12 protein-coding genes are annotated in these 15,317 nt (G+C 64.8%); 7 read left to right on the top strand and 5 right to left on the bottom strand.

Translation table 11 applies throughout. From position 1 onward, the window contains the following. The gene (locus DQG17_RS17100; protein WP_116134090.1) at positions 1 to 453 is read left to right on the top strand and encodes an RbsD/FucU family protein; all 453 of its coding nucleotides are present in this window, start codon (positions 1 to 3) and stop codon (positions 451 to 453) included. Positions 454 to 669: 216 nt separating this feature from the next. On the opposite strand, the gene DQG17_RS17095 is transcribed toward DQG17_RS17100, so the two are convergent. From DQG17_RS17095 to DQG17_RS17080, 4 genes are all read right to left on the bottom strand, one after another. Continuing rightward, positions 670 to 1,962, bottom strand: a complete 1,293-nt coding sequence (locus DQG17_RS17095; protein ID WP_116134089.1) for an FAD-binding oxidoreductase — start codon at positions 1,960 to 1,962, stop codon at positions 670 to 672. Positions 1,963 to 2,025: 63 nt separating this feature from the next. Beyond that, complete coding sequence (locus tag DQG17_RS17090) at positions 2,026 to 2,448, bottom strand: Rid family hydrolase (protein WP_116134088.1); 423 nt, start codon at positions 2,446 to 2,448, stop codon at positions 2,026 to 2,028. Between the two features lie 86 nt (positions 2,449 to 2,534). Next, positions 2,535 to 3,674, bottom strand: a complete 1,140-nt coding sequence (locus DQG17_RS17085) for a tyramine oxidase subunit B (protein WP_116134087.1) — start codon at positions 3,672 to 3,674, stop codon at positions 2,535 to 2,537. Positions 3,675 to 3,831: 157 nt separating this feature from the next. Then, entirely contained in the window at positions 3,832 to 5,259 is a 1,428-nt protein-coding gene (locus tag DQG17_RS17080) for an APC family permease (protein ID WP_116134086.1), read from the bottom strand. 242 nt (positions 5,260 to 5,501) lie between these two features. On the opposite strand from DQG17_RS17080, the gene DQG17_RS17075 reads away from it, so the two are divergent. Further along, the gene (locus DQG17_RS17075) at positions 5,502 to 6,434 is read left to right on the top strand and encodes an AraC family transcriptional regulator (RefSeq protein WP_198666169.1); all 933 of its coding nucleotides are present in this window, start codon (positions 5,502 to 5,504) and stop codon (positions 6,432 to 6,434) included. Between the two features lie 261 nt (positions 6,435 to 6,695). Beyond that, the gene (locus DQG17_RS17070; RefSeq protein ID WP_116134173.1) at positions 6,696 to 7,088 is read left to right on the top strand and encodes a GFA family protein; all 393 of its coding nucleotides are present in this window, start codon (positions 6,696 to 6,698) and stop codon (positions 7,086 to 7,088) included. A gap of 92 nt (positions 7,089 to 7,180) precedes the next feature. On the opposite strand, the gene DQG17_RS17065 is transcribed toward DQG17_RS17070, so the two are convergent. After that, positions 7,181 to 7,522, bottom strand: coding sequence for a zinc ribbon domain-containing protein YjdM (locus DQG17_RS17065; protein ID WP_116134084.1), 342 nt, complete (start codon positions 7,520 to 7,522; stop codon positions 7,181 to 7,183). A gap of 230 nt (positions 7,523 to 7,752) precedes the next feature. Here DQG17_RS17065 and DQG17_RS17060 point away from each other — a divergent pair, with 230 nt between their 5' ends. The 4 genes from DQG17_RS17060 to DQG17_RS17045 all read left to right on the top strand — a co-directional run bounded on the left by DQG17_RS17060 (position 7,753) and on the right by DQG17_RS17045 (position 15,286). After that, the gene (locus tag DQG17_RS17060) at positions 7,753 to 8,238 is read left to right on the top strand and encodes a DUF6653 family protein (protein WP_116134083.1); all 486 of its coding nucleotides are present in this window, start codon (positions 7,753 to 7,755) and stop codon (positions 8,236 to 8,238) included. A gap of 517 nt (positions 8,239 to 8,755) precedes the next feature. After that, positions 8,756 to 10,735 carry a cytochrome P450 gene (locus DQG17_RS17055; protein WP_157973645.1) on the top strand — a complete coding sequence of 660 codons (1,980 nt, stop codon included), beginning with the start codon at positions 8,756 to 8,758 and terminating at the stop codon, positions 10,733 to 10,735. Next, entirely contained in the window at positions 10,732 to 13,647 is a 2,916-nt protein-coding gene (locus DQG17_RS17050; protein WP_116134081.1) for a hypothetical protein, read from the top strand. Before DQG17_RS17055 ends, DQG17_RS17050 begins: the two co-directional genes overlap by 4 nt. Positions 13,648 to 14,167: 520 nt before the next feature. After that, entirely contained in the window at positions 14,168 to 15,286 is a 1,119-nt protein-coding gene (locus DQG17_RS17045; RefSeq protein WP_198666168.1) for a cytochrome c3 family protein, read from the top strand. The last annotated feature ends 31 nt before the right edge of the window (positions 15,287 to 15,317 follow it).

The raw sequence follows: 15,317 nt of genomic DNA, 5'->3' as shown, positions 1-15,317 counted from the left end.
ATGCTCATCGGACTCGATCCCGTCCTTTCTCCGGACCTGCTGTTCGCGCTCGCCTCGATGGGACATGGCGACGACATCGCCATTGTCGATGCGAACTTTCCTGGCGCCAGTTGCGGCCAGCGGGTGATCCGCCTCGACGGGGTCGATGCGACCCGGGTCGCCGCGGCGGTTCTCACGGTGCTGCCGCTCGACGATTTCGTTCCCGACCCGGCTGTCGTGATGCAGGTCGTGGGCGATCCCACCGCGGTGCCCGAAGCCGTCGCCGAATTCCAGGCGATCATCGACCGCGGCGCCGACAATCCGGTTCCCATCGCCTCGGTGGAGCGCTTTGCCTTCTACGAACGCTCGAAGGCGGCCTATGCGGTCGTCCAGACCGGCGAGCGGCGGCTTTATGGCAACCTGATCCTCAAGAAAGGGGTCGTGCGCCTGCCGACGGCCGCCACCGGCGCATAGCGGCCGGGGTGCGGTCAGGGCGCGTGGCGTGATCCACTTTCGCCACCACCTGTAGGATCCTAACTTTAAAAGCTCTCTGATCGCGGCGCCGGCACCGGCGCGCGCGGGCCGGAGTTGAGAGCGGTCGCGCAGCGTCGCAGGGTGCCGGTCTGCAAGGTCCGTCAGGGCCTGAAGGGCCGACCCCGACCGAGGCCAAGCGCAGGGACGGCCGCTGGCTCAGAAGCGGTCGAACCGATAGGGGGCCGGATCGACGAGCGGGGCCGCGCCCGTCGCCAGGTCCGCGGCAAGCTGCCCGGCCGCCGGGCCGGTGCCAAAGCCATGCCCGGAAAAGCCGGTTGCCAGCGTCAGCCCGGGGCAGGCTGCGACCCTGTCGATGACCGGATTGGAATCGGGTGTGATATCCATCGTGCCGGCCCAGGTTCGTTCGACCTCTGCCTGTGCAAAAACAGGCCAGGCGGTGCTGGCGTTTTCCATCGCTTCGGCGTTGATCCCGTCGATGGCGCGCGGATCCATGGTGCGCAGCTTTTCGAACGGTGAGACCGAGGTGGGTTTCCAGCGGCGCGCCAGCTTCAGATCGTCGACAAACTCCTTGCCAAGCCGGATCCGCATGACGCCGCGCGCTTCGCGCAGTGTCGGCAGATAGCGCAGGCCCAGCAGCGCGTGATCGAGGACAAGCGTGGAGTCCATCGCGCCGCGCTGGCAGATGGTGTACCGGCCGTCGATGCGCCGGCAGAACGAGAAATCCGGGCCGCCGACGGCGATTTCGGTCGGCCCCTCCATCGGGGCGGTCTGCACCACGTTGCAGTTGAGCGGCAGCGTCGGCAGCGACAGACCCATGTTGCCCAGAAAGCGCCGCGACCACAGGCCGCCCGCCAGGATCACCTGATCGCAGGCGATCTCGCCCTTTTCGGTCACGACCCCGCTGAGCTTGCCGGCAGACCGGGTCACGGTGCGCACGGCGCAGTTTTCAAGAACGACCGCGCCCTTTTCGATTGCGGCGCGAGCGATCTCGCTGGTGGCGATGGTGGGCTCGGCTCGCCCGTCCGAGGCGGTGTAGATGCCGCCTTCCCATTTGCCCGCGCCTTCCGGGACCAGATCCTTGATCTCGGCGGCAGACACGATCCGTGAATCGAGCTGGAAATCCTGCACCGAGGCCAGCCATTTGCGGTAGGTTTCCAGCGTCGCCTCGGTGCCCGCGACGAACATGATGCCCTTCTGGCGATAGCCGACATCGGCGCCGATCCTCTGGTGCATCCCGGCCCACAGCCGATCCGCGGCGACCGCCATCGGCACATCGATGGCAGCGCGCGAGGTCTTGCGGATCCAGCCGAGGTTGCGCGAGGATTGCTCGCCCGCCACGCGGCCCTTTTCCAGAACGGTGACGGGAATGCCGCGTTCGGCAAGGTTGAGCGCGGCGGTCATGCCGACAATCCCGCCGCCGATCACAACGACGGTGGTGGATTTCGGCAGCTCGGTCGCGGTTTGAACAGGTCTGGTTATGGGGGCCATCGGATGGGTCCTGTGCGGTCGTGAAAGGGGGCGTCGGCCGGCAGCCGCGTCAGTTTTAGGGGCTCAGAGCGGGATTATGCGCCGGTCGACGTCGGCCTGCCCCGCACCCTCGAAGGCGGTCACCTCGATCTCGACCTTGTAGACGGTCGAGCCGAGCGGCGGGCAGGTCACCGTGGTGGTCGGGTCGATGCCGCGGAACCTGTCGCCAAAGATGCCCATGACCACGGGCGTGTCTGTGGGCGACTGGATGAAGACACGGGTCGAGACCACATCCTGAAGCCCCGAGCCGACAGCGCCCAGGGCGCGTTCGATATTGGCAAAGACCTGACGGGTCTGCTCGCCCAGGTCTTCGGGGATTTCCTGCGTCTCGGGGTTCCGCCCCGCGGTGTTGGACACGAAGATCCAGTTGTCGACCATCACGATGCGGGAATAGCTGCTCAGCGTTTCCAGCTTTGCGCCGGTCTTGACTTTGACGACCTTGGTCATGGTGCGGTCCGTTCTTTTTTCTGAGGACTGGGGCGCGTGCCACGCCAAAGGGAACGCGGCACGCCTTTGGAAGGCTATGCAACGGCTCAGCGAAGCGCCGGCTCGTCCCAGAGGTTCAGCTTCGTGCCGATCCCCTTTTCGACGGCGTTGCGGTACACCTTCGTGCCCCAGGCCACGTCCTCGACCGGCATTCCGCCGACCGACAGCACGATGATCTCGTCGTCGCTGGCCCGTCCCGGCTCGGCCCCGGCGCAGATCGCGCCCAGATCGCCAAGCTCGTCGTGGGCCATCTTGCCGTCGTGGATCATGTCCATGAACCGCACGCCGATCAGTGGCACATGCGCATGGGCGGGCTTGGGCAGCTCGTCGAACCACGCCTCATAAAGTCCGATGTTGTCCATCACCTTGCGCACGTCGGGCTGTTCCATGCCTTCGTCGATCTCGCAGGAGGCGGGCATCGCCAGGAACGCACCGGGCTTCAGCCATTCACGCTTTACCACCGGATAGGTCGAGACATCGCCGGTCGCGCCAGAGGCGCAGTAGGTGACGATATCGGCGCCGCGCACGACCTGTTCGATCTCGGTCACGACCTCGATCCTCGTCACCTGCGGATAGGCCTCCTTCACCCAGGCAATGAAGCTGTCGAGGCTTTTCCTGCCGCGGCCCTGGACCTTGATCGTGTCGATCATCGGGCAGGTCGCCATGAAGGCCGCGACCGAGGTCCTGGCCATCACGCCGGGCCCGTAGACGCCGATCACCTTGGCGTCCTTGCGGGCCAGATGCCGGGCGCCGACGCCGGGCACGGCACCGGTGCGATAGGCCGAAAGCAGGTTGGCCGACATATAGGCCAGCGGCGCGGCGGTATCGGCATCGCTGAGCGTGAACATCAGGATCGAGCGCGGCAGATCCTTGTCGCGGTTGGCGATGTTGGAGCCGTACCACTTGACCCCTGCGGTGCAATAATCGCCGCCGAGATAGGCCGGCATCGCCATGAAGCGGCGATCGGCGGTCGGTTTCGGCATGTTCGGATGCGGCGAGGTCTCCGGGAACACGACCATCGCGCCGTGGCTATCGTTGTTGGCGCCGGCCATCCGGTAGTCGCCCTTGTGCAGCAGCACGAACATGTCTTCCATAGTGTCCACGCAGGCGGCCATGTCGGTGACACCGGCCCGGATCATGTCGGTTTCGTTGAGATAGATGAAGTCGATCTTGGGGAGCGCGCTCATGTCGGTTTCCGTTTCTTGTTCTTCGGTCGGGGTTCAGGTCGGACGGGCATTGCCCCGGCTCGGCCGCAGTGGCGCGAGCTGACAAGGGTGCCTGTCGGTTGAGACTTGGGTTGGGTCTGGCGGTGCGCCCGGGAAAGGCGCGCCGAGCCGGATCGGGTCAGTCGAAGGCGCGGCCAAGCCCGGCATAGCGCACCGGATCGCTGCTTCTCATCCAGAGCGCGAGGCCATAGCCGATCAGGCCAACCAGCCAGACAAGGATCGGGAAGCTGAGCACGATGGGGTTTTCGCTGCCAGACATCATCGACACGTTGGACGAAACCAGCGCGAAGGCCGCCATCAGACCGGCCAGGCCAAGCAACGGTGCGACTAGGATGGTGAGGTGATGTCGATCATGTTCGATCCGGCGGAAGAAGACGATCACCGCGCCCGAGACCAGGATCTGCACCGACAGGATGCCAAGCACCGCCAGCGTCGACATCCACGAGAAGACGATCAGATAGGGATCGGCGCCGCTGATGGCGAAGGCACCGATGACGATGGCGACCAGAACGGCCTGAAACAGACCGGCAATGTGGGGCGAGCCGTGGACATGGTGGACATTGCTGAGCGCTTTCCAGAGCAGGCCCTCGAAGCCCATAGTGTAGAAATAGCGGTTCAGCGTGTTGTGGAAGGAGAGCAGGCAGGCGAACAGGCTGGTCAGCAGCAGGGCCGTCATCAGATGGGTCGACCACGCGCCCAGAAGACCGGCCGAAGCGGCAAAATACAGCCCTTCCAGATCGGCCCCGGCCGCGGCGGCGACATGCGATCCGCCATAATACTGGGTGATCGCCCAGGTCGAGAATGCGTAGAAGGCGGTGATCAGGATGACGGCCACATAGGTCGCCCGCGGGATCGTCTTTTCGGGCGTGTGGGCCTCTTCGCCAAAGATCGCCGTCGCCTCGAACCCGACATAGGCGCCCAGAACGAAGACCATGGTCACGCCAAGCCCGGGCTGGAACACGTCGCTCGGACGAAAGCCCGCGGTGGTCAGGCCCTCGGCCCCGCCCGACATCACGATGGCGATGTCGAGCACCAGCAGGATCAGCAATTCGGCGATCATGCAGGCGCCCAGGATGCGGCCCGATATGGCGATGTTGCGGCGCCCGAAAAACACGACCACGGCCAGCACGGCAAGCGACCAGACCCACCAGGGCAGGTCGATCCCGAACCCGGAGGCGACGCCCGAGGCGAAGACCGCGAACAATGCATAGATCCCGATCTGGATGGCGAAATAGGCCACAAGCGCCATCAGCGCCCCGCCGACCCCGGTCGCGCTGCCCAGCCCGCGCGAAATGTAGCTGTAGAAGCCGCCGGCGCCGCTGACATAGGGCGTCATCGCGGTGAAGCCCGCCGAGAACACCAGATAGAGCAAGCCGGCCAGAACGAAGGCCCCGGCAACACCGGCCCCGTTTCCGAATGCGAATGCCGGCGGCGTCGCCCCGACGACAGCGGTCATCGGCGCCGCGGCAGCGACCACGAAAAACACGATGTGGGCAAGTCCGATTGAGTTCTTTTGCAGGCGATTTCCGCCGCTGTCTTGTGCCATTTCCACGTTCCCGGTGTTCGTTGTGCGGTTATGGGGAGTGAGCTAAAGAAGCGGCAGTGCACCCTGCCTATTGCAGCTTGCGACAAAAATCCGATAGTTTGCGCCAATGGGTGGCTTTGGCCGGGCTAAAGGCAAGAATGTCGAATACCAGCGCTCCATTGCCCGAAATGCCGTGTTTAAGGGCATTAGTTCTTAAGCCGATTTTGGACCGGTTTGCGAAAGATGCGGGCAAGGTTAGGACTTTGCTTCACCAGAACGGGCTGTCGCCGGGCATCGTCGAGGACCCATATGCCCCGATTCCCCTGCACCTTTACCTGAACTTTTTCGAACAGGCCGCGGCGATGGCAGACGACGAGTTGCTGGGCGCGCGTCTGGGGGCCGAGATGCGGCCGGGAAACCTTGGCCCGATCGGCCTGCGCGCCGTCCAGGCCGGCACGATGCAGAGCGGTCTCGAGGCGCTGGCGCGGTTCTCGAGCGCCTTGCAGAGCGGCACGGAATCCGTGATCGAGGCCGACGGCGATTGCCTGCTGCTGCGCTATCTCATTACCGACATCGCCAAGGCGCCAAAGCGGCAGGATGCCGAGTTCTCGCTGTCCTGCATCTGCTCGCTGATCAGGGCTGGTTTCGATCCGCGCTGGCGTCCGATGGAGGTTCATTTCCGTCACGCCGAACCGAGTTGCAGAAGGCAACTGGAACAGGTGTTCGGCGCACCGCTTCGTTTCGATCAGGCATCGAACCTGATCGTGATCGCCATGGACGATGCGACCCGGGTTCACCGCACCGAGGATCCCGATCTGATCGCCCTGATCGAACGCCACATCTCGGACCTGATCGCCAAGACCCATCATGCGTCAAGGCTGTCAGACAAGGTCAAGGCGCTGATTGTCCTCTACCTCGGTGCCCGCCCCGTCACCTTGCAGACCATCTCTGCCCTGCTCGACATGTCGCCGCGCAGCCTGCAGCGGGCGCTGGCGGAAGAGGGGCTGTCGCTCAGCGATCTGATCCGCACCTATCGGCGCGACAGGGCATCCTGGCTTCTCACGTCGAGCGATCTGAGCGTCGAGGCAATCGCCGCCTCGCTTGGCTATGCCGACGGCACCGCGTTCTGGCGGGCCTTCCGCGGCTGGACCGGAAAGACCCCGACAGACCTGCGCGCACAGTCACGCGGTGTATGAGACGGTTAGTAGGGACGCCCGCGCGCCGTTCCGTGCCAACGCCGCAGCTTCCGCGCTGAAGGTGCCTCAATCACAACCCGGCACCGAACGATAGAGGGCGACAGCCCCGCCCTTTCATGAGTGATGTGTGCCGCGAGGTCGGGCTCAAGGCCGCGTTTGTCCCAGGACCTGCCGCCTGTCGAAGGCTGCCAACCACGCTTGCCGCCGCGATAGCGCGTGGGCATAGTCCCCAAGGCGGCCAGACTATGCAGGAGGCAGATGATGAACCGCGTAGCCGGGGGCTGCCTGTGTGGCAAGGTAAGGGTTGTGGCGTCGGGCGCCCCATACAGGGTCGGTATCTGCCACTGCATGGACTGTCGCAAACATCACGGAGCGCTCTTTCATGCGTCTGCAGTGTTCCCGCAGGATGCGGTCGAAATAGAAGGTGAAACACGCGACTACGCCGGGCGTTTTTTCTGTCCGATCTGTGGCTCGTCGGTCTTTTCGCAGAGCGATGACGAGATCGAGGTGCACCTTGGGTCCCTTGATGCTCCAGACCAGCTGATACCGACCTACGAACTCTGGACCGTCCGTCGCGAAGCCTGGTTGCCCGATTTTCCGCTCAAGTCTCACTACGCGCGGGGCCGTGAGACCTCGGATCGCTCCGAGGACTAGACAGCGACCGAACCGGCCGCCGTCCCTGTCAAATCAATCACCGTCATGGCACATGCCGGGATCGGCAAGGTTTCGGCGGTTCCGGTTGCGGCTCAGTCGACGACTTTCTTGACGAATTGCGACTTGAGGCCGATCTGCCCGACCCCCGGGATCTTGCAGTCGATATCGTGATCGCCGTCGACCAGACGGATACCGCGCACCTTGGTGCCGACCTTGATCACGCTGGACGACCCCTTCAGTTTCAGGTCCTTGATCACGGTAACGGTGTCACCGTCCGCGAGCGGATTGCCCACGCTGTCGCGCACCTCGGCGCCGGCCTCAAGCGGGCCATCGGGCGACCATTCGTGCCCGCATTCGGGGCAGCTGAGCAGGGTATCCGCCTGATAGGTGTAGGCAGAGTGACATTCGGGGCACGGAGGCAGGGTCTCGGTCATAAAGGCGCATATAGCGGGAAGCGCGCAAGAGGGACAGGGAGAGCAGACGTGTCAGGATGCGCGGCGACGAAAATTACTTGCCACCACAGCGTCCGACACAAACGCCGTCGATACCCCATTGGCACTGCGGTCTTGCCGGCAAAGCCATTGGCATAGGACAACCCGGCGGCCAAGGTGGTTTCCAACCGCTTTGCCCCCAATTCGCCTGACAGTTTGCAGGAGATCGAAACATGAACGGCTGGAGATTGAGCGAACGCCTGATGGCGATGGACGATGCAACATGGCAACGCCATTCCAATCCGCTCAGCGGCTGGTCGCGGCTCACGATCCTGCCGCTGCTTTCCGCCGCCGTCTGGAGCAGGGTCTGGATTGAGTGGTGGTCGCTGGCCGCAATCGCGCTGGTGCTGATCTGGACTTGGCTGAATCCACGTTTGTTCAAACCCCCGGCATCAAAGACCGCCTGGATGACAAAGGGCGTGCTGGGCGAGCGCATCCTGCTTGCGCACCGTGACCAACCGATCCGGGAGGAACACCGGCGCATCGCCAGCCTGTTGTCCCTGGCGTCAGCGACTGGATGCCTGCTGATTGCGGTCGCTCTCTGGGCCCTGTTGCCCGGTCTGCTGCTCGCGGGATGGATCCTCGCAATGGGCGCCAAGCTCTGGTTCCTGGATCGGATGGTCTGGCTTTATGAGGAAAGCACGACCGCGCGCGCCTGATCCCGCCACTTCGCACGGTCAGAAAACCATGTCCGGGAATGTCAGGGATCACGCGGATCCGACCCCGGGGGCTGCCAGGCGGCTCCGCTCGGCGCTTCGTCGTTCCGGGCCGACCCCTGCCCGGGGCCCTTCCGACATCCGAGGGCGCGGCCTCGACTTCGTCGCGCTCGATCTCACCCATCCCGACGCCTTCGTCAGCTCTCGACCAAGGGTCTGAAACCTCGCGGACAGCCCCGAGGCGGCGGGCTTTCACGGTCTGACGGCGCAAGAAGCCTTGCTTGAAAACAAACATCAAACGCGGCAGAGTGAAAATACCGGTCATTTAATAGCGTAACAATTCAGGCCTTTTTGCGTATCTGCCCCGGAGCCTTCGTTTTGGAGGTCAATTCCCGCGGCGCTGTTGCCAGACCAATCTTCCGGCAGGGCCAATGCAAGGCAATTGTCGATGGGTCGGTCGGTGTCTTTGAAGCGATGCTATCGACGTCCGTCGACGAATAATTTCCTGGGGGGTCTGTTCATGGAAAGTCCTGCGAATGGAACGACGCCCGAGCTGCCGCGCCATGTGCTGGTATCGACGCGGCTCGGCCCTCCGGTCGAAATGGCGCGCTGGCTCTTCGAGACCTGGCACATTCCCTACGAGGAACAGGCCCATGCGCCGATCTTTCATGCCTTTGTGTCAAGACGCCACCGGGTCGGGATCGAGCTGCCGCTGGTCCTGACGCCGGATGGGCCATGGGTCGGGCTGAAGGGGTTTCTTCTCGGGCTCGACGCCAAGACGCGGCCGGGGCAGCGGCTGCTTGGCGAAACAGAGGCCGAGCGGGCGCAGACCCTCGAATGGGTCGATCTGTTCTATGACAAGCTCTTCTGGCCCGCGGTTCAGACCTATTACCATTTCATGCTCGATAACCGGGAGACGGTGACGAAATACGCCCTGGATCGCGCGCCGGACTGGCAGAAATTCCTGGTCTCGAAGGGCTTTCGCTTCTGGCACAAGGCGATGGTCGCCGGGATCAAGCTGGAGAATTTCGATCTGGAGGCGACGCTTGCCAGTATCGACGCGGCCTTCGACGCGGTCGGTGCCGCCTGCGAAGGGCAGCGCTTCCTTGGCGGTGACCGGCCGGGGACGGCGGATATCGTCTTTGCCTCGCTCTCGGGGCCGCTGCTGCTGCCGGGGAGGTTCGCGGCCCCCCTGCCCTCGCTCGACGAATTGCCGGCGGCCTATCGCGAGATTGTCGAGCGTTATCGTGCGCATCCCGCTGGCAGGATCGCGGGGGAAACCTACGAGCTCGCGCGGCCCGAACCGCAGCCGCCGATGAAACGGCCCGGCCGCGATTGGTCCCTGACCGGATGGCTGACCGGTTCGACGCTTCCCGCGCTGGCGCTGCGGAGCCTCGTGCGCTTTCGCCCGACCCTGCGCCTGCGCGGCGCCGTCCTCGCGCTCTCGTGGCAGAATGCCACCGAGGTGCTGCGGCGCGACAGCGATTTCGCCATCGAACCCGTCAACAAGGAAAAGATCACGGCGGTCAGCGGACCCTTCATCCTCGGCATGGATCGTACGGCGCCCGACATCTTCGCGCAGCGCGAGGCGGTCTATACCGCGATGCGCGCGGCGCGGATCAGCCCGGCCCGCACCATACTCGACACCGAGGCGCAGCGCCTGCTTGCGGATGCGGCAGAGCGGTACGGCAGGATCGACGTGGTCAACGGCTATGCCCGACTGGTGGCCGCACGAACCGCAACGGCGATCTTCGGCATCACAGGCCCGACCGAGGCCGACATGACCCGCGTGCTGCGGGCGGTGTTCCACGAGACCTTCCTCAATCCCAAGAACGACCGCGTCGTGCGCGACACCGGGATCGCCGCGGGGCGCGAACTGGGCGACTGGATCGACGCCGAAATCGCGCGGCGCGGCGACACGCCCGGGGACGACGTTCTCGGCGGCCTGATCCGGGCGCAAAAGGACCTGCCGCTCGATCCCGAGGCGGTGCGCTGGATGCTGGCCGGGTTGATCGTCGGCGCCGTCGACACGACGGCGACCTCGGTCGCAAAAGCCGCGAAGGTTCTGCTGTCGCGGCGGCAAAGGCTTCAGGAGGTGCGGCGCGATCTCGACGATCCCGACCGGATGCTCGGCTGGTGCTACGAGGCGCTGCGCCAGCTTCCCCACAACCCGATCGTCCTGCGCAAGACCCGGCACGCAACCTCTCTCGGCCAGATGCAGATCGCGCCCGGCACCAGCGTGATCCCGGTGACGCTTGCCGCCATGCAGGACGCGCGCCAGTTCCCGCGGCCGGGCCGGCTGCTGCCCGGGCGGGAGAGGAACCGCTACCTGCATTTCGGCTATGGGCTGCATTGCTGCTCGGGCCGCGATGTCAACGACTGGCAGATCCCGGCGCTGGTGGCGCATCTGCTGCGGGCGGGTGCGAGCGGGGTCGAACGCTTTCGCACCCGCGGACCCTTTCCCGATGAAATGATCGTCCGGCTCGGAGCAGACCAATGAGCTTTACCTTTCTGACCGTCGCCCTGCCCTTCGACGGCACCCGGATCGCCGCGGTTGACGAAACCCTCGCGACCGAAGGACGAGAAGCCTATCGCGGCGGCCGCGTACGCAACAACCTGCGCGGCAAGGGCGTGCATTTCCTCAGCATCACCACGGTGCCGGAGGGGGGCGGCTCGGGCGCATTCCTGGTGCTCGAATCCTCCCATGACGGCGACGCGAGGACAGCGATCCGGACGCTGGCAGACAACCTGTCGGACAGCCTGATGGCGATCTTCGATGCGGCGGGCATCCGGGTTTCGGCGGGCAATATCGCCGGGCTGCTCCGGTCGCATTCCATCCAGACCGGGACCGGGCTGTTCTCGGTGCCGGGGCTGAACCACCGTGGCATTCCGGGAATGACGGTGGACCGCATCTTCCGCGAAGAGGATTTTGCCAACAGGCTGCGCGACCTCGTCGTGGCGGATCGAAGCGGCGGCTCGCAACTGCGGCGGCTGCGCGCAATCCGCGAGACCGTCGCGAAGGACGAGGCCAATGCCGACATGATGGTGACCGACGACGTGGCCTTTCTCTATCCCGTCAGGAAAACCCCGTTCGGGCCTGCCACGCTCCTTGGGCTGGTCGGGCGGGGTATCGTGAACTTCGCCGGGCCGGGCCTGATCGTCGCGGCGCTCACGACACTTCTGGCGGGGGTCTGGATCGGCGCAACCTCGGGCCCCTGGGCGGGGATCGGCATGGCGGCGCTGGTCCTCGTGCTCTGGGCACTCGTCCTGATCGCGGTGGCAGGCGTCATCTATGCCGGGCTGCGCCGTCAGGAGACGAATGTCGCGCCGGACGACAGCGCACCCGACTACAAGGTTCTGAGCGATGTCATGGGCATCGAGAACGACGGCGACGTGAACCACCTCGCCGGAATCTCGGTGATGAAGGCCGGCTGGTTGCGCCAGTTCACGCTGCGCCTTGCCTTCTGGTTCGTCGGCGAGCTTGCCGCGACACGGTTCCGTCCGGGCTTTCTCGGCGAGCTTGGGACGATCCACTCTGCACGCTGGGTGCTGTTGCCGGGCACCGACAAGCTGCTGTTTTTCTCAAACTTCAGCGGCAGTTGGGAGAGCTACCTTGAGGATTTCATCACCAAGGCCTCGAACGGGCTGACCGGGGTCTGGAGCAATACCGAGGGCTTTCCGCGCACTTCGAACCTGTTTTTCGACGGCGCGACCGATGGCGACCGGTTCAAGCGGTGGGCGCGGCGCCAGCAGCGGCCCTCCTGGTTCTGGTATCGCGCCTATCCGAACAAGACCGCACATACCGTCCGGCTGAATGCCGCGATCCGCCACGGGCTGCTGACGGCGGCGACCGAGGACGAGGCGGCCGCCTGGTTCGACCTGTTCGGGTCCTGCCAGCGACGGGCGGCATCGCTGCAGACCGACGAGATCCAGAAGATCCTGTTCGGTGGTATGGGGTCGCTGCGCGATGGTGTCTGCCACCTGATCCGGTTGCCCGAGGAGCCCAACGCGGCGCGCGACTGGCTGCGCAAGGTCGAGCCTCTGGTCTCCTATGGCGACGACAAGCCCGGCGAAACGGCCACCATCCTCGCGCTGACCGCAACCGGCCTCGGCCGCTTCGGGCTGACCGAGGCAGAGCTTGCCACCTTCCCCGCCGCGTTCCGCCAGGGCATGGCAGAGCCGCGCCGCGCGCGCTCGGTCCTGATGGACACCGGAGACGACAAACCCGCCTCCTGGAACTGGGGACAGCCGGAAAAGCCCGTCGATGTGGCGCTCTATGTGCTGTCCCGGGTTCCCGACGAGAGGAAAAAGAACAGTGCCGAGACCCACGCCAGCGAGATCGTCGAGGCGCTGAAGGAGTCCGGCGGCACGGTGGTTGCGACGGTCGAGACCGAGCGCCTGCCAAAGGACGGCCCGGTGCGCGAGCCGTTCGGCTTTGTAGACGGCATATCGCAGCCGATCCTGCGCGGGATCCCGCGCTGGTCGACGAACCAGAATTCGCGCGACGTGGTCGAACCGGGCGAATTCATCCTCGGTTATCCCGACAACCGCGGCTTCCTGCCGCCCTCGCCGAGGGTCGCAGCGACAGCGGACCCGGCAAACCGCCTGCCTGCCGTGGATACCGACATTGCCGATGCCGCCTGGCCGGATTTCCGCCGCAGCACCGCCAATGCCGACCGCGACCTCGGGCGGAACGGCTCGTACCTCGTGATCCGCGAGATGGAGCAGGACGTGGGCCGGTTCCACCAGCAGGCGCTGGATCTGGCCGACCGACTGGCCGATCACCCGGCCCGGCCGCACGGCCTGTCCCGCGAGCAGTTCGCGACCTGGATCACCGCGAAATCGGTGGGCCGGTGGCCGGATGGAAGCTCTCTGACACGGCATCCCTTCGAGCCCGCGAGCGGCTGGGATGGCGAGACGCCGATCGCGCCTGACAATGACTTCCTGCACGGGCTGGAGGACCCGGACGGCAAGCGCTGTCCCTACAGCGCCCATATCCGCCGAAGCAACCCGCGCGAGAGCTTCGAGCCGGGCTCCGACGAACAGCTTTCGATCGTGAACCGCCACCGGATCCTCCGCGTCGGCCGACCCTATGCGCGCGGCCGCGGCGCCTCGCGCAAGCGCGGGCTGCTGTTTCTGTGCCTCAATGGCGATCTCGAACGGCAGTTCGAGTTCGTCCAGCAAACCTGGGCGATGTCGCGGCAGTTTCACGGGCTGACCGACGAGGTCGATGCCATTGTCGGTCGCGGCGGAAAGGGTGGGCAGCTAACCATTCCAACATCCTACGGTCCAATGTTCGCGCAAGGCTTCAATGATGTGGTGCGCATTCGCGGCGGTGCCTATTTCTTCCTGCCAAGCCGGAGCGCCGTTGCCTTCCTCGCCGGATTGACGGACGGCGGTTCCGGCGGCTAGGGATTTGGCGATTGCGCTCGGAACAGCACGACCAAAGGCGCCGCAGCTGCTGGATAGGTTAGACCGCCGCGCAAGGCCTGCGGGCCGTCTTCCGATGCCCCGTCGAGACAGATTTCTGGTCGCGGCTGGCAATGGCGCGGGAAATATCCGGCCAACAGAAGGAAGACCGGAAGGTCGGAGTCTCTTGCCTCGCGCCTTGCCGCGCATCGAGGAAAAGAAAACTATTCAATAAATACAATATGTTTGACGGATACTTATGCCCGGCTCATGATCTGGATCAAGGTTTCAATCGGGAAGGTCCGCGACAGTCGACGATAAACCCAGGGAGGACAGTTGCATGGAACGCGCGCCAGAAGCAGCCAGCGGTAGTGTCACTTTTGCCATCTCGGCCTGTACGGGCCTCACGCGGGCGGTCACAGACCGCGTAGAAGGCGCGCAAGGCCGAAGGCTGCCAGCCGGATTTCTGGCACGGGCTGCCCTGGTGATGATCCTCGCGGCGGGGCTCGCCGGTTGGAGCGGGATGACGCGTCATTCGATGGCCGAGGCCCAGGACAGCGCCGCTTCTGCGATCCCCGCGCCGGCGACCCTGATGCCCGAGATCCCGAACCTCGATCTGTGGCGCCAGTCGCCCCACGCCAATATTACCCGCGAGGCATTCCGCCACTGGGATACCGAAGACGACAAGATGATCCCGGAGACCTGCTCGAAATGTCACTCGACGGCGGGCTTCATGGATTATCTCGGCGCGGACGGCAGCGCGGCTGGCGTCGTTGATGTGAAGCATTCGCCCGATCCGGCGGTCGCACCGGGGATCGCCTGCATGGCATGCCACAACGAAGTGTCCCAACACATGACCTCCGTGACCTTTCCCTCTGGCGTCGAGCAGGAGGTCTTCACCCCCGACGTGCGCTGCATGACCTGCCACGGCGGCCGCGCCTCGACCGTTCAGGTCAACGAGGCAATCGAGAAGGCTGGTGTGGCAAACGACGATACGGCCTCGGCAGAGATCGAGTTCGTCAACATCCACTATCGTGCAGCGGCCGCCACCCGGTTCGGCGGCGAGGTCCATGGTGGCTTCGAATACGACGGACAGGAGTATGCCGGCTATTACTTCCATGACCGGGATTCGCAGACCTGCAACGATTGCCACAGCCCCCATACCCTCAAGGTGAAGGTCAACACCTGCGCGGAATGCCACGACGAGGTCGTGGGAGACGACAAGAAATCGCTTCAGCTTATCCGCACCTCGAAGGCGGACTTTGACGGCAACGGCGACACCAGCGAAGGTATCTATGCCGAGATCCAGACCGTTCATGACCAGCTTCTTCTGGCCATTCAGGGCTATGGCAAGGACGTCGTCGGCACCGCGGTTGCCTATGACAAGGATGCCTATCCCTACTTCTTCCAGGACAGCGACGGCAGCGGCGCGATCGAGGAAGGCGAGGCCAAGTTCCCCAACCGCTACCAGGGCTTTACGCCCCGGATGCTGAAGGCCGCCTATAACTACCAAGTGGTTGCGAAGGACCCGGGCGCCTACACGCACAATGCCTATTACGTTCTTCAACTGATGCAGGACAGCATCGCCGATCTGTCGACAGCCGGCAGCGGCGTCGAGATGTCCGGCGCGCGACCGAAATGACGGGCTGGGCGACCTGAGGCCTGAACCAACC

It is taken from the genome of Tropicimonas sp. IMCC34043, assembly GCF_003390845.1.
GTDB lineage: Bacteria > Pseudomonadota > Alphaproteobacteria > Rhodobacterales > Rhodobacteraceae > Tropicimonas.
This window is presented reverse-complemented; position numbering and strand designations above follow the sequence as displayed.

What these genes read in the sequence shown, in the direction of transcription:
- DQG17_RS17100 (WP_116134090.1), top strand. Translation starts at nt 1, where the DNA reads ATGCTCATCGGACTCGATCCCGTCCTTTCTCCGGACCTGCTGTTCGCG.
- DQG17_RS17095 (WP_116134089.1), bottom strand. Translation starts at nt 1,962, where the DNA reads ATGGCCCCCATAACCAGACCTGTTCAAACCGCGACCGAGCTGCCGAAA.
- DQG17_RS17090 (WP_116134088.1), bottom strand. Translation starts at nt 2,448, where the DNA reads ATGACCAAGGTCGTCAAAGTCAAGACCGGCGCAAAGCTGGAAACGCTG.
- DQG17_RS17085 (WP_116134087.1), bottom strand. Translation starts at nt 3,674, where the DNA reads ATGAGCGCGCTCCCCAAGATCGACTTCATCTATCTCAACGAAACCGAC.
- DQG17_RS17080 (WP_116134086.1), bottom strand. Translation starts at nt 5,259, where the DNA reads ATGGCACAAGACAGCGGCGGAAATCGCCTGCAAAAGAACTCAATCGGA.
- DQG17_RS17070 (WP_116134173.1), top strand. Translation starts at nt 6,696, where the DNA reads ATGAACCGCGTAGCCGGGGGCTGCCTGTGTGGCAAGGTAAGGGTTGTG.
- DQG17_RS17065 (WP_116134084.1), bottom strand. Translation starts at nt 7,522, where the DNA reads ATGACCGAGACCCTGCCTCCGTGCCCCGAATGTCACTCTGCCTACACC.
- DQG17_RS17060 (WP_116134083.1), top strand. Translation starts at nt 7,753, where the DNA reads ATGAACGGCTGGAGATTGAGCGAACGCCTGATGGCGATGGACGATGCA.
- DQG17_RS17055 (WP_157973645.1), top strand. Translation starts at nt 8,756, where the DNA reads ATGGAAAGTCCTGCGAATGGAACGACGCCCGAGCTGCCGCGCCATGTG.
- DQG17_RS17050 (WP_116134081.1), top strand. Translation starts at nt 10,732, where the DNA reads ATGAGCTTTACCTTTCTGACCGTCGCCCTGCCCTTCGACGGCACCCGG.
- DQG17_RS17045 (WP_198666168.1), top strand. Translation starts at nt 14,168, where the DNA reads ATGACGCGTCATTCGATGGCCGAGGCCCAGGACAGCGCCGCTTCTGCG.